This is a genomic window from Streptomyces sp. NPDC002577 (genome assembly GCF_053594815.1).
This window is the reverse complement of record NZ_JBSFWK010000038.1, coordinates 57507-84268: the sequence shown is the minus strand read 5'-3', so window position 1 is coordinate 84268 and position 26762 is coordinate 57507. Positions and strand designations below refer to the sequence as shown.

Here is a 26762-nt window from a genome sequence, read left to right as displayed (position 1 = left end):
ATGCCTCTCCCCCGAGGAGCTGCACCATGCACCTGCGCCAACCAACATCCACCAAGAGAACCGCCCCCTCGGGCGGCGCCCAACTGACCATCAGCGGCTTGCGCGTGGAGTTCCCCGGCCTGTCCACTGACGGCACTCCCCCGGTGGACGGCCTCGATCTGACCGTGCACCCCGGTCGGATCGTCGCCCTCGTCGGCGAGTCGGGCTCCGGCAAGAGCCTCACCTCCCTCGCCGTGACCGGGCTGCTCCCGCCCGGCGCCCGGATCACCGCGGGCCACATCGCTCTCGACGAGCAGGACATGGTGGGCTGCTCCGACCACCGCATGAACCACATCCGCGGCAACCGGGTGGCCATGCTCTTCCAGCAGCCCAAGGCCACCCTGGACCCCACGGCCACCGTACGCAGCCAGGTCGCCGAACCCCTCTGGCTGCACCGAGGGCTCAGTCACCGTCAGGCCCGCGCCCGGGTCGAGGAGTTGCTGCAGGACGTCGGGATCGCAGACCCCGACCGGGTGGCCGACTCTTACGCCCACCAGCTGTCGGGCGGCATGGCCCAGCGCGTCATGATCGCCGCAGCGCTCGCCGGCGACCCCGGACTGCTGATCGCAGACGAGCCGACCACGGCGCTCGACGTCACCGTCCAGGCCCAGATCCTCGCGCTTCTGCGACGCAAGCAGCAGGAGCGGGGGCTCTCCGTCCTGCTGATCACTCACGACCTGGGCATCGTTGCCTCGCTGGCCGACCGGGTGGCCGTCATGTACGCCGGGCGCATCGTTGAAGAGGCCGCGACGCAAGAACTCTTCAACGACCCACAACACCCTTACACCCGCGCCCTGTTGCGCGCCTCACTGCTTCGGTCCGAGGACGGGCGCCTGTACTCCATCGCCGGCAGCACCGCCCAGTCCCGCAGCCTCGACCACGGCTGCCGCTTCCGTCCCCGATGTACGACGGCCGACGAACTCGGCATCTCCCGCGAGTGCGAGGACACCGAGCCCACGCTGCACTCCTGCGGCGGCGACCACAACAGCCGCTGCTGGGCGTCGCCGGCACCGGAGAGGCTGGTGGGCGTATGACTGCGCCGGCGCCCGTCGACCTGCCCGTGCCCGCGCTGCGCACGCCCCTGGTGGTCGTCGAGGACGTGGTCAAGCACTTTCCCGTCCAGGGCGGGCTTCGGAGCCGGAAACGGGTCCACTCGGTCGACGGCGTGTCGCTCGAGATCGCGCCAGGCGAAATCCTCGGACTGGTCGGCGAGTCGGGGTGCGGCAAGAGCACGCTTGCCCGGGCCGTGCTCGGCCTGACTTCCGTGGACTCCGGACGGGTGCTGTTCGACGGCATCGACATCGCCCGGACCCGGGGCCGCGACCGCAAGGCGCTGCGCCGCTCGATGCAGCTCGTCTTCCAGGACCCGCTGTCCGCCTTCGACCCCCTCATGCGACTCGGCGCCAGCCTCGAAGCACCGTTGGCCCAGCATGGGCTGGGCACCCGGGAGGAGCGACGGGATCGCGTCACCGAAATCCTCGAACAGGTCGGCCTCGAGGCCTCCTACGCCACCCGGCTGCCGCACGAGTGCTCCGGTGGCCAGTTGCAGCGGGCGGTCGTGGCTCGCGCCCTGCTCCTGCAGCCGCGCTTCCTGGTCTGCGACGAGCCGACCTCGGCGCTCGACGCCTCCAACCGCGCCCACATCCTCAACCTGCTCGTCGACCTGAAGGACCGGCTCGGGCTGACCCTGCTGATGATCTCTCACGACCTGCGGGTCGTACGGCACCTCTGCGACCGGGTGGCCGTCATGTACCTCGGCAGACTTGTTGAGGTCGCGCCCCGGCGCCGGCTCTTCGAGTACCCGGCGCACCCGTACACGCAAGCGCTGCTTGCGTCCTCGCTTCCCGAATCGCCGGAGGTCCAGGGCACTTTCACCACGTTGCGCGGCGACCCGCCGAGCCCGCTGGACCCGCCCACGGGATGCAGGTTCCACACGCGATGTCCCCAGGCCCAAGAGCGATGCAGTACCGATGCCCCGGTGTGGAGCCGGACGGGCCCCGAGCAGCACCGCGTCGCCTGCCACTTCCCGAGCGCGTGACACCGCGCCGGCCGCCCCGGAAGCCGTCCCCCCGTGAGCACATTCGGAGAGGAATCGCAGATGCCCGCGCATGACTACAGGGCCGCCCACCGGGCACACGACGTGCACGCGGCCGTCGCTCACCACGTCGCCGGGGTGCTCTGATGGCGACACCCAACTCCACCCCTGCGCTGGGCGACTCGCTGACCTGGCAGCCGCCGGCCGGAGCGCTGTGGTCCGGTCGCTGGATCGACGGCAAGGCATCCTTCCCCGTCCACGACCCCGAGGACGGCAGCTTTCTCGGTCATGTCACGGACGCCGAGGAGGCCGAGGTCGACGAGGCCGTGCGCGGTGTGGCCGCCGCCGTCGAGGGCTCGCCCTGGCCGGCCTGGCAGCGCCGCGAGGCACTGACAGCAGCCGCCCGACTCGTTCTCGAGCGCAGAGAGTTGCTGACCGAGGTCATCTCGCGGGAGAGCAGCAAGACCGTACGGGAAGCCGGGGCCGAGATCTCGCGCGCCGCGGAGACCCTGCGCCTGTCCGCCGACCAGGCGGGGCACCTCACCGGAGAGACTCTGCCGTTCGACGACACTCCGCGCGGCGAGGGACGTCTCGGCTGGTACACCCGGGAGCCCGTCGGCGTGGTCGCCGCCATCACCCCGTTCAACGACCCGCTCAACCTGGTGGCCCACAAGCTGGGGCCGGCCCTGGTGGCAGGCAACGGCGTCGTCCTCAAGCCCGCCGAACGCACTCCCCTCACCGCGCTGGCCTTCGCTCAGATCCTGCTGGACGTCGGCGTGCCCGCCGACCGCTTCGCCGTCGTACCCGGCTCCGGCAGCCGCGCTGGACGCGCACTCGCCGGCCACCCCCTGGTGGACCTGGTGTCGTTCACCGGCGGACCCCGGACCGGGGATGCGGTGGCCCGCGCCGCCGGAGCGAAGAAGACCCTCATGGAACTCGGCGGCAACAACGCCGTGCTCGTTCTCGCCGACGCCGACTGGCGGCTCGCGGCCCGCACCGTGGTCGAGGGAGCCTTCGGCGTCGCCGGGCAGAACTGCCTGTCGGTCCAACGAGTCTTCGTGGCCGCGCCACTGGCCCGCCGCTTCACCGATCAGGTCGCGGCCGGGGCCCGCGCCCTCCGCGTCGGAAGCAAGTCGGATCCGCGTACGGACATCGGCCCGCTCATCGACGAGCAGGAGGCGATACGCGTGGAGCAGTGGGTCCATCAGGCACAGGACGGCGGCGCCGTGGCCCGCGCCGGATGCCGCCGCGAGGGCGCCTTCTACTGGCCCACCGTGCTCACCGATGTACCCGAACACGCAACGCTGATGACCGACGAAATCTTCGGCCCGGTACTGACCATCCACCCGTTCGCCACGGTCGACGAAGCCGTGACGCGCGCGAACGCCACCCCCTACGGCCTCCAGGCCGGCGTCTTCACCAGGGACCTCGACCAGGCCGTCACCATCGCGGAGCGACTGCGTGTGGGAGCGGTGATGATCAACGACAGCAGCGACTTCCGCATCGACGCCATGCCGTTCGGCGGCCCCAAACGCTCCGGCGTCGGCCGCGAAGGAATCCGCTCCGCCGTGTTGGCGATGACCGAACCGAAGGTCGTCGCCGTCAGGCGGCGCACGACCACACCCGGCTGACCCAGGCATCAGGCGACAGCGGGCTGTCGTGCGGTGAAGGGGCGCGATCAGTCGGCGGATGCGCCCCGCCGGATCCGGTCCTGTCATCACGCACGTCCCCTGCGCGCCGGAACCGGGAGGCTCCGTGTTCGGCGGGCGAGAGCGGGTCGCGGGCCGCCGTCGTCACGACGATGGGGAACACCCCCGCGCCCCGGGGACACAGAAGGCAGCCGGGGCCACATGCGTCAGCACGCGCACCGACGCATCGCCCTCATCGCCGTACGAGCCGTGCGCGTCGGCGGTCACCTGCACTCACCCCCGGCGCATCGAACCGGTGCAGCCGGCCGCCGAGGCCCCGCCCGCGCCGGAATCACGGCCGTCCTGGCCCGGGTCGTCATCATCGCCCAGGTCCCTCGTACGGCCTGGGCTCGGCACTCGTTCCCAGCTTCACCGAAGACACCGCCTCGCCGGACTGCCGGCTCAAGGCCTCCAGATGTGATGTACGGCGGCGTCTACCTCGTCGGCAACCGCCGGGTGCGCACGACTCCTCCCCCTCGGCCACCTGAAACTCTTCCGGATCAGTCGTGCGGAGCCTTCCCAGTGACCCGGTGGTCGGCATGGCTCAGAGCCTCCATGACCAGCCGCCGCAGATGCCCGTCGCTCAGGCTGTAGTAGATGTGCCGTCCCTCGCGCCGTGTCTCCACCAACCCCGCAAGCCGCAATTTCGCCAGATGCTGACTCACCGCAGTCCGGGACGCCTCGCACCGCTCGGTCAGCGAGCCGACGTCGGACTCACCCTGCGCGAGCAGCCATAGCACGTGCAGCCGCGTCGCGTCGGACAGCATCGTGAAGACCTCGGTCGCCTCCGCGAGGCGTGCGCTGTCCGGGGCGTGCAGATGCGCATCAGATGCAGATGACACAGACTCGCGAACAGACATAAGGACAGCGTAGAGGCCGTGACGGGCAGGCAGCGCACCGTGCGGGCAATGCGTGCGTGATACGGGTCTCCTCCGGCTGGGCGTCCGGCACGGAGCTTGCCGAGACCTGAGACAGGCCCTCCGCACCGGCCAAGGCGTACGACGAGGCGCTGGACGCGCCGGGAGCGGCCCAGGTCCGCTTTTCCGCCGAGGAGATGGGCCTGGATGTGGAGACGCTTCCTCACCACGGCCCGCGCACCCAGGGTGCGCGGGCCGACAAGTCATGCCGCGTGGTGCTGCAAAGCGGCGTGGGGGTCGCTGCTCAGCGGCAGGTGATCCGTGTGCACGGTGGCCGCGGTCAGCCGCGGTACGGCATGGATCAGGGCGTGCTCCGCGGCGACGGCACGTTCGTGGGCCTGGACGACGGTCAGGTCGGAACCGACGACGATCTCCGCCTCGGCGCGCAGCGCGTGGCCGATCCAGCGCATGCGCACGGCGCCGACGTCGAGGACACCGTCGACCTCGCGCAACGCGGCCTCGGCGGCGTCGACGAGCTGCGGGTCGACGGAGTCCATCAAGCGGCGGTACACCTCGCGGGCGGCGTCCTTGAGGACCATCAGAATCGCGACCGTGATCAGCAGACCGACGATCGGGTCGGCCAGACGCCAACCGACGGCAGCCCCGGCCACACCCAGCAGCACGGCAAGTGAGGTGAAGCCGTCGGTACGCGCGTGCAGACCGTCCGCCACCAGAGCGGCGGAGCCGATCCTGCGGCCGGTGCGGATGCGGTAGCGGGCCACCCACTCGTTGCCGACGAACCCGACGACGGCTGCAGCACCGACGGCCCACAGATGGGTGATGTCCTGGGGGTTGAGCAGGCGGTCGATCGCCTGATAGGCAGCGAGCGCGGACGAGGCCGCGATAGTCAGCACGATGGCGATGCCGGCCAGATCCTCGGAGCGGCCGTACCCGTAGGTGTAGCGACGGGTGGCCGCCCGGCGGCCGAGGACGAAGGCGATGCCCAGGGGGACGGCGGTCAGCGCGTCGGCGGCGTTGTGGATGGTGTCGCCCAGCAACGCCACCGAGCCGGAGACGGCCACGATGACCGCCTGGACCACCGTGGTCAGGCCGAGGATGCCGAGTGAGATCCACAGCGTGCGCATCCCCTCGCGGGAGGTCTCCAGCGCGGAGTCGACCTTGTCCATGGCCTCGTGGCTGTGGGGAGTGACCACATGCGCGACCTGATGACGCAGTCGTGCCCATCGTCCACCGCCGTGAGCGTGGCCGTGATCGTGATCGTGGTCATGGTTTTGGCCGTGATCGTGGTCATGACCATGGTCGTGCAAGTGATCGCCGTGGGGGTGCGGGTGATCCGTGCGGTGGTGCGCGTGCCCGTCGTGCTCCTGACTGCTCTGCACGTCGGGGTGCTCCTCTCGTACTCCCTCGGCGACGCCGCCGCGGTTGTCGTGGGTGTGGTGCCGTCCGCGCATGGGTGGGCCCTCCAGCCGGGACGTATGACTCGGACTGTCGCTCAACACCTACCTTACATGTGCGCACGTACGCACACATAGACCTGACCCCGGAGACAGTCGACGGTCTCCGCACACTGCCGGTATCCCCGGTCGAGCGATGATCAGCCCTCGACAGCGCGTCGTACGCGCCGGGACGGACCGAATGCGTACAGGTCGAGGATCTCCGGCGGGTCGGCGAGACCCGTCCTCCTGCTCTGACCCATGCGGCGACGTCGGCCGTAGCGTCGACGTCGTTGACCAGTCCGAGCCAGACCGGCCGCCCGCCGGCGGCCCGTCCGGCCGAGGACGGCTGCACGACGATGACGTTGGCCTGCTCGCAGGCGTCGAGGCAGTTCACCGCCCGCACCTGGGCCACCGGGCCCAGCTCTGCCTTCAGCGTGGCGAGTTGGGCGACGTGGTCGACGCCGGGAATCTTCGGCGTACCGCAGCAGCACCCCCGGCACACGGTGACCGTGCACCGGGGCGCCGCCTGGGCGGCGGTCTCGCGGCGGCTCACTCGGCGGCCCGCTTCCAGGCCGCCTCGCGCAGCAGCCGCAGCCCGTTCAGGCCGACGATCACAGTGGAGCCCTCGTGGCCCGCGACGCCGAGAGGCAGCGGCAGGGCGCCTACCAGGTCCCAGACCACCAAGCCGGCAATGAAGACTCCGGCGATGACGAGGTTTTGGCTGACGAGTTTGCGGGCCCGGCGGGACAGGGAGATCACGGCAGGGACGGTGGCGAGTTCGTCGCGCACGATGACGGCGTCGGCGGTCTCCAGGGCCAGGTCGGAGCCGGCCCGGCCCATCGCAACACCGGTGTGAGCGGCGGCCAGCGCGGGGGCGTCGTTGACCCCGTCACCGATGACCATCGCCTTGAGACCGGCGTCCTCCAGCTCCCGGACGGCGCTCACCTTGTGCTGCGGCAGCAGCCCGGCGCGTACGTCCTCGATGCCGACCTCGGCGGCGAGGCGGCCGGCGGCGCGCGGGTTGTCGCCGGTCAGCAGCACGGGCGCGGTCCTGGTGAGTGACGTCAGCGAGGCAACGGTGGCGGCGGCGTCGGGGCGCAGCCGGTCCGCGATGCCGAGCACGCCCACCGGCGTACCGTCCACCGTGACCAGCACGGCGGTCCGCCCAGCGTCTTCGAGCTCACCGGCGAGCGCCGCCACCGGGGCGGAGTCCACGTCCGTCGATCCGTTCAGCAGCCGGGCCGGTGTGCCCACCGCGACCACGCGCCCGTCGACGGTGGCGGTCACGCCCACGCCGGGCGTGGAGTCGAAGTCCTCCGCAACCGGCACGGCGAGCCCGCGTTCGCGTGCCGCGTCCACGACGGCCCGTGCCAGCGGATGCTCACTCGGGTGCTCCGCCGCAGCCGCGAGGACCAGCAGCTCGCCCTCACCGAGTCCGTGTCCGGTCAGCGGACGGATGTCGGTGACGCGCGGGGTGCCCTCGGTGAGCGTGCCCGTCTTGTCGAGCGCCACCGCGTCGACCTGCCCGAGCCGCTCCATGACCACAGCCGACTTGACCAGGACGCCGTGCCGTCCGGCGTTGGCGATGGCGGACAGCAAGGGCGGCATGGTCGCCAGTACGACCGCGCACGGCGAGGCCACGATCATGAACGTCATCGCACGCAGCAGCGAGTCGGTGAGGCTCTCGCCGAAGACCAACGGCACGAGGAACACGGCCAGGGTCGCCGTCACCATGCCCAGCGAGTAGCGCTGTTCGACCTTCTCGATGAACAGCTGCGTCGGCGCCTTGGTCTCGGACGCCTCCTCCACCATGCGCACGATCCGGGCGATCACCGTGTCCGAGGCATCGCGCTCGACACGGACGCGCAGTGCGCCGGTGCCGTTGAGGGTGCCCGCGAAGACCTCGTCGCCCTTCTCCTTGGCGACGGGCAGCGGCTCACCGGTGATGGTCGCCTGGTCGACGTCACTCGCCCCCTCCAGCACACGGCCGTCGGTACCGATGCGCTCCCCCGGCCGTACGAGGATCGTGTCGCCCACGACCAGTTCCGCGACGCCGACGGTCGCTTCGCTTCCGTCGGCGTCGACTCGGGTGGCGGTGGCCGGCGCCAGGTCGAGCAGGCCCCGTACCGAGTCGGCCGTGCGGGCCGTGGCCAGCGCCTCCAGCGCACCGGACATGGCGAAGATGACGATCAGCAGCGCCCCGTCCATCACCTGCCCGATCGCCGCCGCCCCGAGCGCGGCGACGACCATCAGCAGGTCGACATCGAGCGTCTTCTCCCTCAGCGCCTGCAGGCCCGCCCAGCCCGGCTCCCATCCGCCGGCCGCGTAGGTCAGGGCGTAGAGCGGACCCCAAGCCCACGCCGGGGCGCCGGTCAGCTGCAGCGGCAGCGCCAGCAGGAAGAGCACGATGGCCGCGGCCGCCCAGCGGGCCTCGGGTAGCACGAAGACTCGGGTGCGGCGCTGGGGCGCGGCGCCGTCGCGCGGGGGCGCGGCTCGGGCAACCTGGACTGGAGCGAGGGTGGAGGTCATCTGAGCGGAAGTCCTTCACGACAGCATGACGGAACGGGACAGCGGTCAGCCGGATGCTGTGGCTGGTTCATCCACCGTACAGGATCACATGAAGACTCATTCATGCATTCATGGGTTCGTCTCCGTAGGATGAAGACCATGGGCCACGGAGCTGACGCCAAGACCAACGCCACCGCGCGCGAACGCCTCGAGACCGTGGGCGCCGCCGACGTGGCCGCCACTCTCCAGGCCCTGGCCACCCCCTCCCGGCTGCGGATCCTGGCCCGGCTCCAGGAAGGCCCTTGCGCGGCGACAGAACTCGCCGACGCCGTCGGCATGGAACAGTCCGCCTGCTCCCATCAGCTCCGCCTCTTGCGCAATCTCGGTCTGGTCACCGGCGAGCGCCGAGGCCGCTCGGTCATCTACGCGCTCTACGACGACCACGTCGCCGAACTCCTGGAGCAGGCCCTCTACCACGTCGAGCACCTGCGCCTCGGCCTGCGCGACATCCCGGCCACGGCGGCCGTGGCTGGGGGACGCTGAGCAAGTAGCCGCCTCAGGTTCGACCCTCCGGCTTGGCGTGACGTGCAGGTGCGCCTAGGGACGCCAGAACCCGCAAGGAATCCCGTCGTTGTCAGCCTCTGCTGCCCAGCGCGTCGAGGATGTGTGGCCAGGCAGCCGCACCCAGGAGTGCGTCGGCTTCGTGCGTGCCTCCGTACTGGAAGTGCGGAGAGGCCGACGCCGGGCTCTCTCCCGGAAGACGTGGTCGGTGGCCGGCATCGTGGCGGGCAATCAGTCGCACCGTGGCCCCGGCTGAGCGCCGGCGTTGTGCCAGCTGTTCGGCGAAGGGCAGGGACGGCCACATCGCGTCGTCGCCACCCGCGACAAGCAGCAGATCCGCGCGAGCTTTCTCCACGGGGATCTCTGCCGGGGGAACCAGATGGGTGAAGGTTTTCTCGCTGAGTTCGTACCATCCGCGGATGGCGACCGGGGCGCCTGACGGTTGCGCGGCCGTCCAGGAATCGTCCATCGGCACGAAAGGAAGTGGCTGCTCCCGCCACATCCAGGACGATCGATACGGTCGCTGTTCACCGTCGCGGCCCGGTCCGATGTTGCACCAGACCCGCGAGGTCGGCGACAGCGCAATGACCACGTCCACCCGCGGGTCGTGCACCGCGGTGAGCAGAGCCGCTTCAGCCCCCTTGGAGACACCGAGGATGCCGATGCGGCGCGCTCCACCGGAGCGGAGAAGATCGACGGCGTCGACGAAGGTTTCCAAGGGGATTTCGCAGACTCCCTGGGCCTGTCCCGGCCCGCCGAACCAACGGATCGCCAAGGCCGCAACGCCCTGCGCGGCAAGCAGGCGTGCTCTCTCACGTGCGATGCGCCCGCTGGAGCCCGCCAGGACCAGAACGCCGATGTCAGTCCCGGCGGCAGGAGTGATCAGAACGCCTTCCCACGGGTTGGTCAGCTCGCGCTCCGTCAGTTCCACACGCTCTCCCTGCAGTCCGCCTTCAGTTGCTTGGTGGCCAGGGCAGCCTATTCGGCCTTGATACGCATGACCGTCAGCACGCCGACCGCGACGCCGCGCTCTGCGGCCACAAGGAGCGCGTCTGCTACCGCTGTCGGGGTGCGTCGGCGCAGGCGGAGAGAAGCCGACGGGCGCGCAGGGGGGCACGACAACTCCGACAGCGGCCCTGGCACCATGGGACGGTGCCCGCGTCCTTTGAACTTCCTGCTATCCCGCAACCGGGCCTGGAAGCGCTGCTTCGTGCTCTGGCCGGCAACCCGTCTGCACCGCCGGAGGTCCTGACTCGCCTGACGGCGGCGAACATCGATCGGTCCGGGCTGGCCGGGCGCCGCGACCTGCCCGCGGACGCTGCGGCGGCGCTTGCCACCGACCGTGATGTGACCGTGCGGTCGGATCTCGCCTCGAACCCGAACCTCCCACCTGCGGTTCAGGTCGTCCTCGCCGGCGACGCCGACCCGCGGGTGCGGGGTCGGCTCGCTGAAGGAGCGGAGTACTTCACCACAGTCGGCGTGCACGGGCGCCGAATCCCGGACCCGCTGCCGCGCGAGGTCTACGAACTACTGGCCCGCGACCCGGAGCCGAAAGTCCGCCGCGCTCTGGCCTTCAACCGTCACCTGCCAGACGATCTGCGGGCCAGGATGCTCGATGACACGGACCCGCGAACGGCCGCCATTGCTGCCGTCGAATGGCCCTTGGCGCCGACCGGCCGGATCGGAGAACTCCTGTCGCGGGCGACCGGCGCTTTTGGCCGACAGATGCTTCTGCTCCACCTGGACAGCCCGCTTCCCGCCGAGGCAGCACGCACCATGCTCACCGACATCGACTCCGCTGCAGGCGACGCGCGCAGCGTGGGTCTGCTGCGGCAGATCGCCGAAGTCGCCGACCTGGACGCCGGTCTGGCCGACCGATTCCTGGCCAGCCCGGACTTGCGCGCGGCGGTGGCGGCCAACCCGACGCTGTCGGCCGAGCACGTCGCGAACTTGGCGCGCGATCCGGACAATCACGTACGCGCGGCTGTTGTCGCACGGCGCGGCCTCGACCCGGTGTTGCGCGAGTCGATACCGGTCGACTACGACGACCGGAGCAGCAACATCGTCGGCTGGCTGCTGACCGAAGACCTACCCGAGCAAGATCGGCTTGCGTACGCCCGAAGCCGTCACCAGATCTTCCGCAAGACCCTGGCCATGCGCCCCGATCTACCGGACGAGATTGTCGAGATCCTCGCCGACGACGAAAGCTTCGCGGTCCGACTGTTCGTGTGCGAGCGGCAGCCGAACGCCCCGGGCTGGCTGCTGGCCCGGATCGCCGAACAGTGGACCAGCTACAGCCGGTGGGACATGCTCGCCCACAAGAACTTCCCCGCCGATGCCGCTGCTCGCCTGGCCTGCTCCGATGAACCCCGTGACCGCGCGGTCGCCGCAGCACATCCCGGTTTGCCGGCCGACACGATCGAGGTTCTGCTGACCGACGATGACGACACCGTACGACGTCGAGCCGCGACCAACCCCGCCGTTCGGGCCGACCGGCTGATCGAACTGCTCGGCGCCGCCGATTTTACCGTTGCCGCAGGAGCTGCCGCGAACCGGATGCTTCCCGTGATCACGATGCACCAGATGCTCGATCAAGCAGAGCTGTGACGACGCGGCGCCCGGGGGTGGGCGCGAGGGGACTGACTTCGACCGGGCCCGCCGCGTCGCCGACGACATCGACGCCCCTGCCAGCACCAGCATGACCGAGGAGCCCGCATGAGAATCTCTGCAGCCCAGCGGACCGAGAACGAGAACCGCATCCGAGCCGCCATGGACCGCCTCCTGCGCGGCGAGATCCCACCCGGCGGCAGGTTCGACGTCAAGACCCTCGCCCGCGAAGCGGGCGCGGACCGCACGGCCTTCTACGGCACCCGCCCCTAGCCGCCGCCGGGAGCAGCCGGGTCAGCCGCCTTCCTGCACCGCGAACCACCGTGACCGGGACGGTGCAGTTGAGACGCCCACTTCAGGAACTGGGCGGAGAGGGGACAGGGTGTGAGGCAGATGTCTTCTCTCGCACCACCATCGATGCGTCGCTGGCGACTGGGGGTACACCAGCGAAGCTGGCTGGAGCATCGACTCCATCCGCCTCACTCGGAGTTAAAGATCAACTCCTTCATGGTCGAGCAGCTTCACCACTATTGCCCACAGCGCCTTCGCGCCGAGAGCGACAGCCAAGCGTGAAGCTGCCTTACGTAACCAGCCAGATCTCACCTGGACGGGTTCCGAGTTGACCATCCCTGCCACCTCATCTCATGAGCCGGGGCCCACGCGGATGACGTGGGCCCCCAGTGCCGACGTCCATCCGCACATCCGAGAGCCCCGGCCCTGCCTTGAGATGAGGCCCTTTCAGAGTAGTGACCGAACTCGGCACGCTCCAGCCCAGCAGGACCGCCCGCGGTCGTCTGTGATCTGACTCACGGTTCTTCCACTGGGGCGGCACCATCGCAGGAGCTCTCCAATACCGCCACCACAGCATCCAGGTCTTCGATAGCTACGCGGGTACCAGTGACTCCGGATTCCGGGCCGGGTCGAAAGCGAACAAGCCCTGGCCCGCGGCGAGCACCTCCTGGCCGTCATCGACACCCACGAGCACACCCGACTCGTGGTGGTGAACTCGGCGGACAACTCCGGCGGCGACGGACCAAGCCGGGTCAACGTCCGGATCCCGCTACAGCTGCCGCGCGCCGGGGGCCGGCTCACGAGTCTCATCCCTCTGCAGGCGCTCACCAAGTTCAGCGCGGAGCTGAACAAGGCAGGGGTACCGATCGACCTCACTGAGCTCAAGCAGCAGCACATCGAGGAGCTCATCGAGCAGCTCGACGACGTCAACATCGACGTCGACGACCCCGAGGGCAAGATGCAGGTGTTCTGCGAGTGACACCGCCACGGCGCCGGACGCCGCCCCGACCACGGGGTCGGGCGGCCGCCCGGCCGGTCGGCGGCCGTGGGCGTTCAACCCGTCGCGGCGGGTGCCGGAGAATCCGCAGTCGATATAGATGCGGCCTGCGGCCACGCCAAGGGCGGCCAGTTGCTCGATCTGGACTTCGACGTCCAACGGCAGCATTCGCCTCGATGAGGCGGCCCGCGGTTGGTCGTCCTCGGGACTGCGTGCGGTTCTGTGGAGATTGGCATCGTCAGCGACTTCGCAGAGGGCGACAACGTTCTCGGAGCCGGGGCCGAGGCCATGTGCGCCAGGTCGGCGTGGTGCGGCTCAGGCGCCACAGGTACAACGAGTCTGCGTGGCCTGGAGGCGTTGCGGGCTGGCTGGCGGTCTGCGCCCGCCAGTGGCGCTACTCGGCCAGAGTGCGTCGGCGGCTCCACTGCGTCAGCCGTATTCCCAGTGCGGCGACCGATGAGTTCCGGGGCCCGGCGAGGTCTACCTCTGCACAAGCGAAAGCTGCGCACGAGCTCTGTGAGGGGACCATGACCACCCACGCACTACCACCCGTCGTCGACGCCGCGACTTGGGAGCGCCGACTCGAGGCACTGCGTGCCCGGGAGAAGGCCGCGACGCGGGAGCTTGACGCGATCGCCGCCGAGCGTCGTCGCCTGCCGATGGTCGAGATGCCCGACTACGTCCTCGAGGGGGAGGACGGCCCCGTTCGGCTGGTGGACGTCTTCGAAGGCAAGAGGCAACTGATCGTCTACAACCACATGTGGTTCTCCGGCAAGGAATGGCAGTGTCCGGGCTGCACGGGGTTCACCTCGCAGTACACCCGCCTGGAGTTCCTGGACAACTACGATGCGCGATTCGTCATCGTCACCCAGGGCCCGATCAAAGAGGCACTCGCCTACAAGCAGCGGGTCGGCAACCAGATGACGTGGTACTCGACTGCCAACAGCTCATTCGGGGCCGACGTAGGCGCACCGCCCGACGGAGGATTCGCGGTCAACGTGTTCCTGCGCGACGGCGACACCGTCTATCGCACCTGGCACACCAACGGTCGGGGTACCGAGCAGCTCAGTCACACCTTCGCACTGATCGACCTCCTGCCGTTCGGACGGCAGGAGGAATGGCAGGACTCGCCCGACGGCTGGCCTCAGTCGCCCAACTACAGCCGGTGGGCCACGTCCGAACACATCGCTGCGCTCTTTGGCTCGGGCTCGGGCTCGGCTTCTGGCAGCGGCTGAACGACCTGCATCACGGCCGAGGAGCGGGTGCACCCGGTGATACTGCCGCTGCGCGACGGGGTGACCATCGCCCGGCGCCGCTGACCCTCTGCAAGTGGGTGCCGAGAGCCTCGATGGTTCCTGACTGGACTGCCATACGCGGCTGTGCTGCCTTCGGGATCGCAACATTCGTGATGTGCGGGGAGCAGCGCCTGGTCGCCCTGCGCGCCCAGGAAGACGTCCTGGGCGCGCACACCCTCCACTGGGCCGTCGAGATCCGCGATCCGCACGAGGAGCTGCCGGTTCTGCCCCAGCACGGCGCAGCCCGCCGGGCGACCCGCCCCCGCGGCGAAGACCACTTACCAGTGCGCAACGTCGATGACGGTCACCGACAGCTCCCCCCTCGGTTTCAAGCGGCAGGATGTGGCCGACGCCCACACGGTGAAGCCGTCCGGGGCGGAAGTCCAGGTAGCGCCCGCCGCTCGGAAACCGCTCGATGCGGCCAGGCACTGCCCCTGCCAGCCAGGCCTCGAACATTCGACAAGGTGTTCCATTTATAGGAGAAGGCGGGTTAGGGTCACATGCCGAACGATCTTGTACGGAGGTGTCCCAATGGAGAACAGCGCGCCCGCACGCCGGGGCCGGCCGCCGGGCACCCGATCCGTAGAGGGTGGGCTGACCAGCCGCCAGGAGAGCATCGTCCGGTTCATCGCGGACACGGTCCAGCGGCAGGGCTATCCGCCGTCGATGCGGGAGATCGGGACGGCGGTGAGCCTCGCAAGCACCTCCTCGGTCGCGCACCACCTGATGGCGCTGGAGCGCAAGGGCGTGCTGTACCGCGATCCGCACCGCCCGCGCGCCTACCGCGTACGGCCCTCCTGGGCCCCCGACCTGGGCACCGAGACCGAGTCGCCGGTGGCCGTACCGCTGGTAGGGCGGATCGCCGCCGGCGCGCCCCTGCTTGCACAGGAGATGATCGAGGACGTCTACCTGCTGCCTCGCCAGCTGGTTGGCGAGGGCGAGGTTTTCGCCCTGACCGTCTCCGGCGACAGCATGATCGATGCGGCCATCTGTGACGGCGACATCGTCACCGTCCGCCGACAGGACAGCGCCGACCACGGCGACATCGTTGCCGCTCTCCTCGAGGACGAGGCCACAGTCAAACAGCTGCGCCGGCAGGAGGGACAGGTGTGGCTGATGCCCCGCAACCCCGCGTACGAGCCGATCCCCGGCGACCAGGCGCAGATCCTCGGCAAGGTCGTGGGCGTTCTACGCCGCCTGTGAACACTCCGGGCTCGGGGCTCGTTGGGACGGGCTTCTCCCCCCGCGTGGCCGGACGGAGTGCTTACTCGTACATGGCTTGGGCACGCGCGGATCTGGTCCCCGCCAGCGGGAAGCACTCATGTCGCCGAGGGCCGCGAGCTGCTGTGGTGGTACGTGGTACATCGAGGATTCCGGGGCCTGCTTGCCGACGATCCCCTCGACCCGCACGCCCCGCTGTTCTCCTCCGGACGCCTGCCGGCCGCGGTTGGTACGGACGTGCCGATCGCGCCGCCGATCCACGCTGACGCCTTCCACCGCGCGCTGCGGAGCGCCTCGCTCTCGCACCTAAAGGGCACCGAGATAGCGCTCTTCCCTCATCTGCTGCGGCACGCCCGCGCGACGCACAACTCTCTCTGAAGACCGCGATCAGCCATGGGTATCCCGGCCGTTGCGATCGAGTGCTGCTCGGATCTGGCTGAGCCACTCTGTGCCCAGCTGGCGCCCGTTTGGGAGTTGGTCGCCGCGATCCCAGCGCCACGTTGTGATCATCGCCAGCACGAGGATCCGGCACTCGCGCAGCAAGTCTTGATTGACACCCCGATAGTGCTCGCTGACTTCTTCGGGCGCATGGGCGAGGTCGAATTCGACGGGCCCACGGCAACACGTCTCAAGGTCTATGAACAGCAGCCCGTTTTTCGTGGTGAGCACGTTGCCCGGGTGCGGCTCGCCGTGCAGCAGCTGCTCGGCGCCGGCGCGCTCGCCGATCACTCGTCTCAGGCTTCGTAACGTGTCGCCGAGCAGCTCTCGGTCCGCGTCGGCGAGAGCCGGAGTGTGGTCACGGTTCGCCACGAGTTGTTGAGCCTGCTCGACTCGATCCGTGAAGTGCGGCGTCGGGACATCGAGCTTGCGCATGCCGGCATGCAGCCGCTCGAGCGCATTGGCGTAGTCGGCTGGTGAGACCTCTCGAGGTGTCACGGGTTCGTAGTAGGACCATAGCGTGACCACGAAGCCATCACGCTCATAGACGCGTGGCTCCACTCGAGGCTCGAGAGCAGCCACAGGGCACCCGGATGCGGCGAGCCGCTGAGCAAGCTCGACTTCGAACTGCGCGACCTGATGCGCCACAGGTGCCACCCGGGCCACTACGTCACAAGGCAGCAGACGCAGAGTGAGCTTGTTCGAGTCATGAAGAACGATCGCGTCGTCGACTGTCAGGTCAAGTGATGAGGCGGTCGACATGGCCGCGACCACCGCACGCGAGACCTCTGACGCCTGCATCGTCGCCTGACCCCTCTCCCCTGAGCGCCGCCATGACTCCAACCAATGCAACCTGCGCACCGTGCAACAGGGAACGACTTTCCGCCAAGTAGAGCGCGCCACTCTTGCGGATCGTCGAGCTGCGCAGCCTGCCCGGGCTGGAGTGAACCTGGCGCCAACAGACGCGACCACGCAACTCCGTGGAAGAGCGTCATCGAGGAACTTCAGGGGTCTGTCCGCAGTTCGTGAAGGCTGAGCAGCCAGGCCGCCCATCAGTTTGGCCACGGCAGGACGGTGAGCTCCGGCCACTCAACCTTCCAACGAGCCACCTTGGTCTCATAGACCTCCCGCGGGGCAAGGACCGCGTTGGGCCGCACGACCAGGTTGAACACGTCGGAGATCCCGTGAGGTGCATAGACGCGCCACCCTGTATCGGGGCACAGCCGGACGCCCAGACAGCACGTCGTCGCAGCGAAGCAGTCGATCGCCGCCTCGGTGGACTCGTGCGGCGGGCAGGCTAATCCGAACTTCTGCTCGTACCAAAGATGCACGCGAGCTTCGTTGCGGATCTCCACCTCGGCCGGCAGGTCGGCGAATATCTCGTGGCCCGCCTTGATCACGGCGTCCTCTGCTTCCCATGAGAGGTCGCTGCTGTCGAAGTAGAAGATGTCGTAGTCCTTGATTCCGTTGGTCGAGGGCCTGCCGGTGACCACGTTCCACACCGTCTGGAACAGGCAGCCCGCCGTCACATAGGGGAGAGTGTCCCGGGGCCGCATGCGTCTCGGCTGGCTTCCTGAGCCACATGCTCCAGCCGGCTTCGGTAGTCTTCCCACCACGCCGAGTCGCCCGTCGGCATGCTGGTGTTGCCCTCGTTCATCCCCACGGCACCGTCGAGGAGTTCCCTGACGATGTCGGCGTGCCCGGCGTGCCGGTGCGTGTCGGCGATCACGCGCACCAAGGCGTGATGCAGCGTCACCTCGTCCCGGCCGCTCGGCCACCACGGCACCCTGCCGATCGTGTCCAGTGCCAGCGCGTCGATCGTGGCGTCCGCGTGCGCCCACGCCAGGCGGTAACACTCCACGATGTGCTCGCGTGACTCGTCGACGGTGGCCCACATGTGGGCGTTGGGCTCGGAGCCGTCACCGAACCGGGGCCCCGGTTCGCCGGAAGGCCGTCCGAACGTGTCGCCCAGGTAGCCCAGCTCGGCGCAGGCCGCATGCTTGACCAGGCCCAGGAGGTTGGTGCCGGTCGGCGTCAGCGGACGGCGGATGTCGTACTCCGAGAGTCCTTCGAGCTTCCACAGCAGGGCATCGCGGGCCGACTGCAGGTAAAAGTGAAGGTCAGACTTGGGATCCGGTGTGGTCATGGGGCCAGTCTGCCGCTCACGCGATCTTTGTCCACTGCTTTTGCCCACCGCTCACGGCAGTGGACGTCCCCAGGGAGCCGGAACCGCGCGAGTCCCGTTCGGGCGGTGGTGCCCACGCCGGTGATGCCGATTACGCCGCATGCGAGGGTGCCCGTGCGGGTACCCGCGGGCAGAGGCGTGCTCCCACCGCGTGGTGCGGCCAGGCTGGTGGTTGCCCTGACCGCGTCCCAAGCGTCCGGGGCGATCTCGTAGCGCCAGATCTCGCCCTCGCGCTCACCACCGGCGTCCCGGCGGCATGGGCGAGACAGCCCTACGCGCAAGCGGCCTCCGGCTGACCATGCGCTCCGGCCAAGGAACACATGCACCTCGCACGAAGGCCGCCTACGTCACCACCGGAAGTGGGACAGGGCAGTTGAATTGACACACCCGAGTCCCTATACGGCGGGCACGGGGTGCAGGATGCCGAGAAGGCGGGCGACGTCGGCTGCGACGGCGTCCCGGCCGGCGCCGAGGTATGTGCGGGTGTCGACCGTGGCGGGATGTGCGGCGAGGCGGCCGCGGCCCGGCACGCGGGGGCCGCCCGGACGGTCGTCACCGATCTGCGGCCCGGCAAGCTCGAACGCGCTCAGCGGCTGGGCGCGGACGTGATCCTGCCGGCCGACGCCCCCGATCTCGTCGCCGGCGCACACAAGGCGCTCGGCGGACCGGTCGACGTGGTCTTCGACTGCGTGTCGCGCGCCCAGTCGATGGAGCAGGCCGTCGAACTCGCGGCCAATCGGTGACGCGTTGGGTCGGCACGCCTGGTTCGATGAAGCAGTGATCTCCGTCAGTCGGGCTGCCGGCGGCAGTGGTCGAGGAAGGCGCGGGCGCGGCGGGTGAGGCGGTCGCGTGAGCAGCAGGCGGCGACGAGCGCGTCGTGTGGGACCGGCCCGCGGACCGGGACCGCCGCGACGCGGTCGTTCCAGTGCTCCGGGCGGAATCCGGGCGCCTGCGAGATCATCGAGTAGCCCATCCCGAGCTGTACCAGGGCGCGGATGTGGTCGAAGTTCGCGGACGAGAAGCGCACCTTATCGACCCGGCGGCTTTCGCCGGCCGGATTCACGTCGACGGCGAGTGGGTCGAGGGAGCCGGCGGGACGATCGACTCGATCGAACCGGCCACCGGACACATCCTCGCGACCGTCGGCCTCGCCGACGCATGCGACGTCGCCCGCGCCGCCGAGAGCGCCGAGCGCGCGCAGAAGCAGTGGGCGGCCCTCCCTCACCCGCAACGCACCGCCGTGCTGCGCAGGGCCGGCCGGCTGTGGGAGCAGCACGCCGAGGAGATCATCGGCTGGAACGTGCGAGAGCTGGGCTCCATACCGCCGTTCGCCGGTTTCGCCGTGCATGTGACCGCGTCGGAGTGCTACGAGGCCGCGGCCCTCCCCTCGCACCCGCTCGGGCAGATGCTGTCCAGCGAGGAGCCGCGCCTGTCGTTCGCCCAGCGTGTGCCCGCCGGCGTCGTCGGCGTGATATCGCCGTTCAACGTGCCGCTCATCCTCGGCATCCGTGCCGTCGCACCAGCTCTCGCGCTCGGCAACGCCGTACTGCTCAAGCCCGACCTCCGCACGGTCGTCACGGGCAGCGTCACGATGGTGCGCATCTTCGAGGAGGCGGGCCTTCCGAAGGGACTGCTGCAACTCCTGCCGGGCGGCGCCGACGTCGGCACGGCGATCGTCGAGGACCCGCAAGTCCGAATCGTCGCGTTCACCGGATCCATCCGCGCGGGCCAGGCGGTCGGCGAACTGGCCGGGCGCCGTCTCAAGCGCGCACACCTCGAACTGGGCGGCAACTCGGCGTTCATCGTGCGCCACGACGCCGACGTCGACAAGGCCGTCAACATCGCCACCTGGGGCAACTACCTCAACCAGGGCCAGATCTGCATGTCGATCGGCCGCCACATCGTGCACGAGTCGCTCTACGACGACTACGTCGCCAAACTCGCCGCGAAGGCCGAGTCGATGGCCGTCGGCAACCCCGCCACCGACCACGTCCACATGGGGCCCGTGATCGACGAGACCCAGCGCGACCGCATCCACACATGGGTACAGGAGGCGGTGCAGCAAGGCGCCACCCTCGCCGCAGGCGGCACCTACGACAACCTGTTCTATCGCCCGACCGTGGTCGCCGATCCGCCCAAGGACGCCATGGTCTACCGCGAGGAGGTCTTCGGCCCGGTCGTGTCGGTCGTCCCGTACACCACCGACGAGGAAGCCATCGCACTCGCCGCCGACACGGAGTACGGCCTCTCGCTCGGCATCGTGACGGCCGACGCATTCGCGGGACTGGAACTCTGCGCAGTGCATCCCGACAGGCATCGTCCACATCAACGACCAGACCGTGAACGACGAGGCGAACGCCCCGTTCGGCGGGGTCAAGTCGTCGGGCACCGGATCGCGCCACGGCGGCGCGGAGGCCAACATCGAGGCGTTCACCGAGACCCGCTGGATCACGCTCCGCCGCGAGCCCGCACAGTGCCCGCTCTGACGGGAGCAGATCCGCCGGCGCCGGCGAGAAAGGAGACGGCCGTTCGCCGAGGCGAGAATCCGCCGCCCCGGCGAGCAGGCCGCGCCGAACCCACACGCTGGTGCTCGGCCTGAAGCGACAGCTCCACCGGTGTACGGCGCAGGGGCCCGTCCGCATACAGCGGCGCGTCGGCGAACTCGGTGGTCATCCGTAGCCCAGTCGCCGCCGATCCTGGTTGCTCAGATGGTCCGCCTCGCAGGCATCAAGCTGTGGTCACCCCAGCAGTCTGTTGCTTTCGCTGCGACCGGCATGACGGGTGGGTGAGCATGACGGTCATGGCGTTGTCGACGGCGTTTACGGAACTGTTCGGTGTGGAGCATCCGATTGCCCTGGCCCCGATGGGCGGGTCGGCCGGTGGCGCCCTGACGGCGGCGGTCTCGCGCGGCGGCGGGCTGGGACTGCTGGGCAGCGGGAACGGGGACCAGGACTGGCTGGAACGCGAACTGCCTGTCGTGGCCGGCGAGGGCGCCGGTAAACCTTGGGGCATCGGCTTTCAGACGTGGGCAATTAACGACGCCGTGGTGGCGCGGGCCCTGGAGCACAACCCGACGGCGGTGATGTTGTCCTTCGGCGACCCCAGTCCCTTCGCGGAACGCATCCGCAGCGCGGGCACGGCTCTGATCATCCAGGTCACCGACCTGGAAGAGGCCCGCAAAGCGGTGGATCTGGGCGCTGATGTGATCGTGGCACAGGGCACCGAAGCCGGCGGGCATGGAGCCCGGCACGGGCGGTCCACGCTGCCGTTCGTACCCGTCGTGGTGGACCTGGCGGCACCGGTGCCGGTGCTGGCGGCCGGCGGGATCGCAGACGGCCGCGGTGTGGCGGCCGTCCTGGCGCTGGGGGCTGCCGGAGCATTGATCGGCACCCGCTTCCAAGCCACGACCGAGGCCCTGGTCGCCCCCGCGACCACCAAGGCGATCATTGAGGGACGCGGGGATGACACCGAGCGCAACAGGGTGCTGGACATCGCCCGCGGCTCGGAGTGGCCGGCGAGGTACACCGCGCGCACCCTCGGCCACCCCTTCCTCGACGGATGGCGGGGCCGGGAGGACGAACTCGCAGCTGCCCCGCATGCCCAGCAGGCGTACCAGGATGCCGTGGCACGCGGCGAGATCCCCGCGCTGCCGCAGTGGGCCAGCGAGGCCATCGACCTCATCAATGACCTGCCGTCCGCGGCCGATCTGGTCGCCACCCTGGCCGCTCTGGCCGAGGGCGCGCTGGCCCGAGCGGGCAGGCGCTGATCGCGATCGCCGGGGAGCGGCGATCACGGCAGGACCCCCGGGCCCCTCGCGGTCTGACGTCTCCAGCCGCATGCCGGCAGTGAGCGTCACCTTCATAACTGGCCGTTCGCGGCGGAATTCCTGCCGCCACCGCTTCCGATCACACGGAAGGGGAGAGCTGCTCGCGTACCCATTCAGGATCCGGGTTGACGTGCGATCGGCCCGCCACGACGACAGTCGGCACGGTCTCATTGCCATCGTTGGCTTCCCTTACCACTGCAGCCCCAGCCGGGTCACGCCAGATATCGGCCCAATGCAATTGGCGTGCGCTGCGGCCCAACCGGAAACGCAGTCGCAGACAGTACTTGCAGCCCGACCGCCAGAGGACGACCGGCCTGCCGTCGACCGCACTGCGGCATTGTGCCTCCAGCGCACCGATCGACCTCGGGAAAACCAGAGGCGAGTTCACGCCGGCGAGCAGCACAAACATCAACAGGAATGCCGCGGCTGCGCCGGGGTTCCCCCGGGAGATCAGCCCAGTCGCAACGACTGAGCCGCACAGCACAAGCAGCATCGGCAAAATTCAAGCGCGCATAATCATGATGACGCAGGCTATCGATGCGCCAACATGCTGTCCTCGTGGCGCTCACCGGGTCACCTTCAGCAAGCGCCCACTTCTGCGTCACGGCCGAACTCGGCTCCCGGCCGTCGGCCGCATGACACCACGCGCGCTCGGCAGCCCGCTGCGCGTCCCCGGCCACGATGGCCTCGTCGGTGGCGGTCGATCCTGAGACTGGTGCATGCGAGGCGGTGATCGACGGCAGAGCGGCGGCCCAGTACGGCACAGCCGCCTCTGCGGCCGTCGCCACCAGGGACTCCTCGACGGGATCCTGCTGCGGAGCGGAACCAAGGCGACAGCACGAGCCTTCGTGGACCCCGCTACGGCAACCGGCCCGCCGGCCCTGCCGGTTGCCGTCCCGCGCTCCGCCAAGGACGTCGTCAAGGAAAGCCGATGTGCTGCGCTCCCCTCGCGGCCTGGGGCCGCACCCTGGGACACAGCGAGATCGTCACCTTCGCGGACCGATCCGCCGTCATCTGGCGCGTCGTAGGCGCCCACGTGTCCCGGCACTGACACAGACTTGACTTCTCCCCCTCGAAAACAAGGGGGCCCGAAGCCCGCGCTGTGCGATTTTCTGCTTGGCCGCCGACCGTCCGCCCGGAGTCAACCGTTGAGGTCTTACACCAGCTCCACAGACAGCCACTGCCAGCCCGGCGGCCAGCAGGTTCTTTGCCGCGTTCACGCCCCAGTCATGGACCGTCCCGCGGCCACCTGCACCGCGTCACTGATTGCATTCACGGAGGAAACCAGATGATCAGCAAGAAGGAAGCCGCCGAGGCGGTCCGCGCCGCGAAGCTCCAGCTCGGGGTGACCTGGGCCCAACTGGCCGAGGCGGTCGGTCGACCCGTCGCCTGGACCACGGCTGCCCTCCTCGGCCAGCACCCGATGAGTCCGGCCGAGGCCGAGTCAGCCGCATCACTCCTCGACCTCGGTAAAGACGCCGCCGAGGCCTTCCAGGTCCAGCCCACCCGCGGTGCGCTGGACGCGGCCGTCCCCGTGGACCCCACGATCTACCGGTTCTACGAGGTACTGCAGGTCTACGGACCGACGATCAAGGAGCTCATCCACGAGCAGTGCGGCGACGGCATCATGAGCGCCATCAATTTCCGCCTGGACGTCCAGCGCGTCCCCGACCCCGCGGGCGACCGTGTCGTGGTCGTCCTCGACGGAAAGTTCCTGCCCTACCAGTGGTGAAGAAGGACGGCCTCCGATCGTTGAGCCGTGCCGATGCTGTGACCGCTCGGTCGGCCAGGTCGCCGGCGCCTGTGCGCACCCACCCCACCCACTCCCCCCACACGCCCATGAACTCGGCGGGCGCAACGTCCGGGTCGCCGAAGATCGCTTCAGCCTGCAGGAACACCTCGCGCCCCACCCTCTCTAGACTGCGGCTGTCGCCGGATCAGCGCGGCGGCGGATGAGGAAGCCGGAAGCATAGGAGAGGTTCGGGAAGCTGGTCGGCCTTGACGCGATTCGTACTTTCGGCCGGAGTAGCTGTACCGGGACGGACAAGAGGAACCGGCCCGAACCAGAAGCGAATGGAACGGAAGGGCGTGTCGCAGAGCGGTGACATCGAAACCGGCGGAGCGAACAAGGCGTCTGCTCTGTCAGTGGGGCAGGTACTCACGGCGCAGCGCACCATTCTGGCTGAGGACATCGCCGCCTTCGCCTCTCTGGGCGACGAGGGCCGCCACCAAGTCGCCGCTCACGAGCAGAAGATGGCGCATGGTCTGCTGACAGCCTCGTTGGCGACGCAGGTCGGCGGCCGACTGGACTACATCGCCCGCCGGATGAGCTGGGAGTTCCTCAAGCCTGTCTGGGAAGGAGAGACCATCACCGCACGCGTGACAGTACGGGCACTGGAGCGGACGCGATCCGGGATCGGGATCGAGTTCGGCGTTGTGATCGTCAACCAGGACGGCGATGAGGTGCTGCGCGGGGACAGCACAGGCGTTTTGCGCGATCGGACAGAGGTGTACCCCTGAAAGACGGTGTGCCGCACGGGAGGCCTGCTTCACGGCCCGCTGTGATGCCGCGCCGACTCGACACGGGGGAACGTCATCAAGGACCAACCGTACCCGTGCTGTTCGTGAGGTGTTGCGGACAGCCGAAGCCTGGGACCGTGCCCGTTGGGCAGACTGACCAGCATGGCGACCTATGACACGCTTGGCGCGACATATGCCCGGACACGACAGCCTGACCCGCGCATCGCCGCGCAGATCCACGTCGCACTCGGGAACGTCACGGATGTGATCAACGTGGGAGCGGGCACCGGCTCTTATGAACCGCTGCAGACCGTCCTCGCGGTCGACCCCAGCCAGGTCATGCTGGCCCAGCGTCCGCCAGGATCCGCAACCGCCGTGCAGGCGGTCGCAGAACGCCTCCCGCTGCGTGACAATGCCGCCGACGCCGTCATGGCACTGCTGACCATCCACCACTGGACCGACGTGGCGGCCGGAATCAGAGAGCTGCGCCGGGTTGCCCGCCGCCGCATCGTCATCCTGACATGGGACCAGCACATCTTCCGCGAGCAGTTCTGGCTCGTACGGGAGTACCTCCCGGAGGCAGCTGCGTTCGATGACACCCGCGCCCTCCCCACTGACCAGCTGGCTGACCTGCTCGGCGGGGCACGTCAGGAACCGGTCCTCGTCCCCCACGACTGCACGGACGGATTCGGCGCCGCATACTGGCGCCGTCCCTACGCCTACCTTGACCCGCAGGTACGCGCGGGAATCTCCTTGTTCGCCCAGGCCGGCGCCGACGTCATCGCGCCGGGCCTGACTCGGCTTGCGGACGACCTGACCACCGGCCGCTGGCACACCCGGTACGCCGAGCTACTCACACTCGAGACCGTCGACGTCGGTTACCGGCTGTTGGTAACCGACCTCTGACGCAGATGTCTGTTTCGATTCGCCAGGTTGATGGCGAACAGCTCTACGACTGGACCGCCGCCCGCCGGCCGTGGCCGAGTTCTACGGCGACGAGCCGACCCGGCAGCCGTGGCCCGCGGGCTGGCCAACTCTCTGGGCTTCGAAGTGTTCACGAAGAACGGCACAGCGACCTTCGAACTGTCGCGTCCGGCGGAGTTCACCATCGCGGACCCGGCGGCCTCCGACCGCGTGGACGGCTACCGGCGGGTGGTGGTCGGCCCCGGCCACCCCTACATCTCTGGCGGCCTGCCGATGGACTTCCCCAGCGTCGGCCACGGCCAGCACGAGTTCTTCGTCTGGCAGGCCCGGGCCTTCCTGGAGCAGATCGCGGGCCTGGACCGGCTGCCGTCCTGCCCCACCCTCGCCGAAGGCCTGCACAACCTGCGCGTCATCGACGCGATCGTCGCCTCCGCCGACGCCAGCGGCAAGGCAGTCCCCGTCCAGTGACCCGACCGGCTGCGCCCCGCACACCTTCCACATCGGCAACGACGCCCCCGGCATCATCAAGTACGCCGGTGACCTCCTCACCCACGTCCACTTGGCTGACGCCTTCGACCACACCGCGTCCTCCGGCAACCGCTACATCCTCAACCCGCCCGGCACCCCGGCCCGGATCCATCAGCACCTGAACATGGGCGAAGGCGAGGTCGACTTCGACGAGCTCTTCCACGAACTGGGCGCGAACGGCGTTGACGGCACCCTCACCGCCTGCGTGTTCGCCTGGGAGGAGAAGGCGAAGGAGTCCTCGGTGTTCATGCGCGAGAAGATCAACGAATACCTGACCACCTGGAAGTGACTCTGCCACCCCGACGGTCAAGCGTCGCGAAACCTGGCGAAATGATCGCCTGGGAGCCTGAGTTGGCACCCGGCCGGGTTTCAGGACTGCCGTCGTCGCCTGCTTGGAGGGCGGGTGCCGCGGCGCCGGCTCAGGACTCCCGGCGCGAGGTCGCGGCCGGCGAGCCGAGGAGCGCGAGCGCCTCGCTGCTGGGCGAGGCCGGCTCCGCGTGGTAGATGACGAGTTCCTGACCCGGGGCCGCGCGAACGCCTCGGGAGGGCCCGGTAGGAAGATGCCCAGGTGGTCGATGTCGACATAGCCGGCAGGGAACGGCGAGGACTCTCGCGGGCGCGCGGCCGGTGCGGCGAACCGACAACAGGGCCGTCAACGCCCTCGCCGGCTACTACGGCGGCCGCGTGACCGACCGCCTGTAGACCCTTGCGAGACACAGAAGCGCGTCACCACCAGGGCTTGACCCAAGAAGCACACACCCCCTCCCCGTCGGGATCTGGGGTCA

Annotated in this window: 25 protein-coding genes and 6 pseudogenes; 19 read left to right on the top strand and 12 right to left on the bottom strand. The window is 69.3% G+C overall.

What is annotated here, in order from left to right; translation table 11 throughout:
* The first annotated feature begins 26 nt into the window (after positions 1-26).
* From ACWD4J_RS33410 to ACWD4J_RS33400, 3 genes are all read left to right on the top strand, one after another.
* Positions 27-1073, top strand: coding sequence for an ABC transporter ATP-binding protein (locus tag ACWD4J_RS33410; RefSeq protein WP_451399226.1), 1047 nt, complete (start codon positions 27-29; stop codon positions 1071-1073).
* Positions 1070-2077: an ABC transporter ATP-binding protein gene (locus ACWD4J_RS33405; protein ID WP_451399225.1), complete on the top strand. Its 1008-nt coding sequence runs from the start codon at positions 1070-1072 to the stop codon at positions 2075-2077. Before ACWD4J_RS33410 ends, ACWD4J_RS33405 begins: the two co-directional genes overlap by 4 nt.
* A gap of 143 nt (positions 2078-2220) precedes the next feature.
* Complete coding sequence (locus ACWD4J_RS33400) at positions 2221-3705, top strand: aldehyde dehydrogenase family protein (protein WP_451399224.1); 1485 nt, start codon at positions 2221-2223, stop codon at positions 3703-3705.
* A 557-nt stretch (positions 3706-4262) separates the two neighbouring features.
* On the opposite strand, the gene ACWD4J_RS33395 is transcribed toward ACWD4J_RS33400, so the two are convergent.
* Both ACWD4J_RS33395 and ACWD4J_RS33390 read right to left on the bottom strand, forming a co-directional pair.
* Positions 4263-4622 (bottom strand): ArsR/SmtB family transcription factor, encoded by a 360-nt coding sequence (locus ACWD4J_RS33395; protein WP_451399223.1) that lies wholly within the window; start codon positions 4620-4622, stop codon positions 4263-4265.
* A gap of 260 nt (positions 4623-4882) precedes the next feature.
* Complete coding sequence (locus ACWD4J_RS33390; protein WP_451399222.1) at positions 4883-5833, bottom strand: cation diffusion facilitator family transporter; 951 nt, start codon at positions 5831-5833, stop codon at positions 4883-4885.
* On the opposite strand from ACWD4J_RS33390, the gene ACWD4J_RS33385 reads away from it, so the two are divergent.
* Positions 5834-6172 carry a hypothetical protein gene (locus ACWD4J_RS33385; protein ID WP_451399221.1) on the top strand — a complete coding sequence of 113 codons (339 nt, stop codon included), beginning with the start codon at positions 5834-5836 and terminating at the stop codon, positions 6170-6172.
* A 62-nt stretch (positions 6173-6234) separates the two neighbouring features.
* On the opposite strand, the pseudogene ACWD4J_RS33380 reads toward ACWD4J_RS33385, so the two are convergent.
* A pseudogene (locus ACWD4J_RS33380) lies at positions 6235-6629 on the bottom strand ((2Fe-2S) ferredoxin domain-containing protein).
* The gene (locus ACWD4J_RS33375; RefSeq protein WP_451399220.1) at positions 6626-8605 is read right to left on the bottom strand and encodes a heavy metal translocating P-type ATPase; all 1980 of its coding nucleotides are present in this window, start codon (positions 8603-8605) and stop codon (positions 6626-6628) included. The pseudogene ACWD4J_RS33380 and the gene ACWD4J_RS33375 overlap by 4 nt, the downstream one beginning before the upstream one ends.
* Before the next feature lie 138 nt (positions 8606-8743).
* Between ACWD4J_RS33375 and ACWD4J_RS33370 the strand changes: the two genes are divergently transcribed.
* Complete coding sequence (locus tag ACWD4J_RS33370) at positions 8744-9127, top strand: ArsR/SmtB family transcription factor (RefSeq protein ID WP_451399219.1); 384 nt, start codon at positions 8744-8746, stop codon at positions 9125-9127.
* Between the two features lie 91 nt (positions 9128-9218).
* On the opposite strand, the gene ACWD4J_RS33365 is transcribed toward ACWD4J_RS33370, so the two are convergent.
* A complete protein-coding gene (locus ACWD4J_RS33365; RefSeq protein WP_451399218.1) occupies positions 9219-10076 on the bottom strand; it encodes an acyl-CoA thioester hydrolase/BAAT C-terminal domain-containing protein in 858 nt (285 codons plus the stop codon).
* A 221-nt stretch (positions 10077-10297) separates the two neighbouring features.
* Between ACWD4J_RS33365 and ACWD4J_RS33360 the strand changes: the two genes are divergently transcribed.
* The 6 genes from ACWD4J_RS33360 to ACWD4J_RS33335 all read left to right on the top strand — a co-directional run bounded on the left by ACWD4J_RS33360 (position 10298) and on the right by ACWD4J_RS33335 (position 15934).
* Positions 10298-11752, top strand: coding sequence for a hypothetical protein (locus ACWD4J_RS33360; RefSeq protein WP_451399217.1), 1455 nt, complete (start codon positions 10298-10300; stop codon positions 11750-11752).
* Positions 11753-11860: 108 nt separating this feature from the next.
* Positions 11861-12025: a hypothetical protein gene (locus ACWD4J_RS33355; protein ID WP_451399216.1), complete on the top strand. Its 165-nt coding sequence runs from the start codon at positions 11861-11863 to the stop codon at positions 12023-12025.
* 721 nt (positions 12026-12746) lie between these two features.
* The gene (locus tag ACWD4J_RS33350; RefSeq protein WP_451399215.1) at positions 12747-13022 is read left to right on the top strand and encodes a hypothetical protein; all 276 of its coding nucleotides are present in this window, start codon (positions 12747-12749) and stop codon (positions 13020-13022) included.
* A gap of 545 nt (positions 13023-13567) precedes the next feature.
* Positions 13568-14275, top strand: coding sequence for a DUF899 domain-containing protein (locus ACWD4J_RS33345; RefSeq protein ID WP_451399214.1), 708 nt, complete (start codon positions 13568-13570; stop codon positions 14273-14275).
* A gap of 591 nt (positions 14276-14866) precedes the next feature.
* Positions 14867-15538: a transcriptional repressor LexA gene (lexA, locus tag ACWD4J_RS33340; RefSeq protein ID WP_451399213.1), complete on the top strand. Its 672-nt coding sequence runs from the start codon at positions 14867-14869 to the stop codon at positions 15536-15538.
* A 153-nt stretch (positions 15539-15691) separates the two neighbouring features.
* Entirely contained in the window at positions 15692-15934 is a 243-nt protein-coding gene (locus tag ACWD4J_RS33335) for a hypothetical protein (RefSeq protein WP_451399212.1), read from the top strand.
* 9 nt (positions 15935-15943) lie between these two features.
* Here the strand turns inward: ACWD4J_RS33335 and ACWD4J_RS33330 are convergent, their stop codons facing one another.
* From ACWD4J_RS33330 to ACWD4J_RS33320, 3 genes and pseudogenes are all read right to left on the bottom strand, one after another.
* On the bottom strand, positions 15944-16795 hold the full coding sequence (locus ACWD4J_RS33330; protein ID WP_451399211.1) for a phosphotransferase enzyme family protein: 852 nt from the start codon (positions 16793-16795) through the stop codon (positions 15944-15946).
* Between the two features lie 251 nt (positions 16796-17046).
* Positions 17047-17526: pseudogene (locus ACWD4J_RS33325) on the bottom strand (nucleotidyltransferase family protein); the annotation flags it as partial.
* Positions 17520-18140 carry a DinB family protein gene (locus ACWD4J_RS33320; RefSeq protein ID WP_451399210.1) on the bottom strand — a complete coding sequence of 207 codons (621 nt, stop codon included), beginning with the start codon at positions 18138-18140 and terminating at the stop codon, positions 17520-17522. The gene ACWD4J_RS33320 and the pseudogene ACWD4J_RS33325, both read right to left, overlap by 7 nt.
* Before the next feature lie 452 nt (positions 18141-18592).
* Between ACWD4J_RS33320 and ACWD4J_RS33315 the strand changes: the two genes are divergently transcribed.
* Positions 18593-18922 carry a zinc-binding dehydrogenase gene (locus tag ACWD4J_RS33315; protein WP_451399209.1) on the top strand — a complete coding sequence of 110 codons (330 nt, stop codon included), beginning with the start codon at positions 18593-18595 and terminating at the stop codon, positions 18920-18922.
* Between the two features lie 44 nt (positions 18923-18966).
* Here the strand turns inward: ACWD4J_RS33315 and ACWD4J_RS33310 are convergent, their stop codons facing one another.
* Complete coding sequence (locus tag ACWD4J_RS33310) at positions 18967-19206, bottom strand: LysR substrate-binding domain-containing protein (protein ID WP_451399208.1); 240 nt, start codon at positions 19204-19206, stop codon at positions 18967-18969.
* 30 nt (positions 19207-19236) lie between these two features.
* Between ACWD4J_RS33310 and ACWD4J_RS33305 the strand changes: the two are divergent.
* Both ACWD4J_RS33305 and ACWD4J_RS33300 read left to right on the top strand, forming a co-directional pair.
* Positions 19237-20665: pseudogene (locus ACWD4J_RS33305) on the top strand (aldehyde dehydrogenase family protein).
* Between the two features lie 314 nt (positions 20666-20979).
* Positions 20980-21945, top strand: a complete 966-nt coding sequence (locus ACWD4J_RS33300) for a nitronate monooxygenase (protein WP_451399207.1) — start codon at positions 20980-20982, stop codon at positions 21943-21945.
* Positions 21946-22084: 139 nt separating this feature from the next.
* On the opposite strand, the gene ACWD4J_RS33295 is transcribed toward ACWD4J_RS33300, so the two are convergent.
* Together ACWD4J_RS33295 and ACWD4J_RS33290 are read right to left on the bottom strand one after the other, a co-directional pair.
* Positions 22085-22498 (bottom strand): glutaredoxin domain-containing protein, encoded by a 414-nt coding sequence (locus tag ACWD4J_RS33295; protein WP_451399206.1) that lies wholly within the window; start codon positions 22496-22498, stop codon positions 22085-22087.
* A 604-nt stretch (positions 22499-23102) separates the two neighbouring features.
* Positions 23103-23246 (bottom strand): annotated as a pseudogene (locus ACWD4J_RS33290) (RNA-guided endonuclease TnpB family protein); the annotation flags it as partial.
* Between the two features lie 47 nt (positions 23247-23293).
* Between ACWD4J_RS33290 and cynS the strand changes: the two are divergent.
* The 5 genes and pseudogenes from cynS to ACWD4J_RS33265 all read left to right on the top strand — a co-directional run.
* Entirely contained in the window at positions 23294-23737 is a 444-nt protein-coding gene (gene cynS, locus ACWD4J_RS33285) for a cyanase (protein ID WP_451399205.1), read from the top strand.
* A 341-nt stretch (positions 23738-24078) separates the two neighbouring features.
* Positions 24079-24525, top strand: a complete 447-nt coding sequence (locus ACWD4J_RS33280; RefSeq protein WP_451399204.1) for a hypothetical protein — start codon at positions 24079-24081, stop codon at positions 24523-24525.
* Between the two features lie 162 nt (positions 24526-24687).
* On the top strand, positions 24688-25431 hold the full coding sequence (locus ACWD4J_RS33275; protein ID WP_451399203.1) for a methyltransferase domain-containing protein: 744 nt from the start codon (positions 24688-24690) through the stop codon (positions 25429-25431).
* Between the two features lie 108 nt (positions 25432-25539).
* A complete protein-coding gene (locus tag ACWD4J_RS33270) occupies positions 25540-25917 on the top strand; it encodes a hypothetical protein (protein ID WP_451399238.1) in 378 nt (125 codons plus the stop codon).
* A gap of 10 nt (positions 25918-25927) precedes the next feature.
* Positions 25928-26266: pseudogene (locus ACWD4J_RS33265) on the top strand (TIM barrel protein); the annotation flags it as partial.
* A 130-nt stretch (positions 26267-26396) separates the two neighbouring features.
* Here the strand turns inward: ACWD4J_RS33265 and ACWD4J_RS33260 are convergent.
* Positions 26397-26531, bottom strand: a pseudogene (locus ACWD4J_RS33260) (transcriptional regulator); the annotation flags it as partial.
* Between the last annotated feature and the right edge of the window lie 231 nt (positions 26532-26762).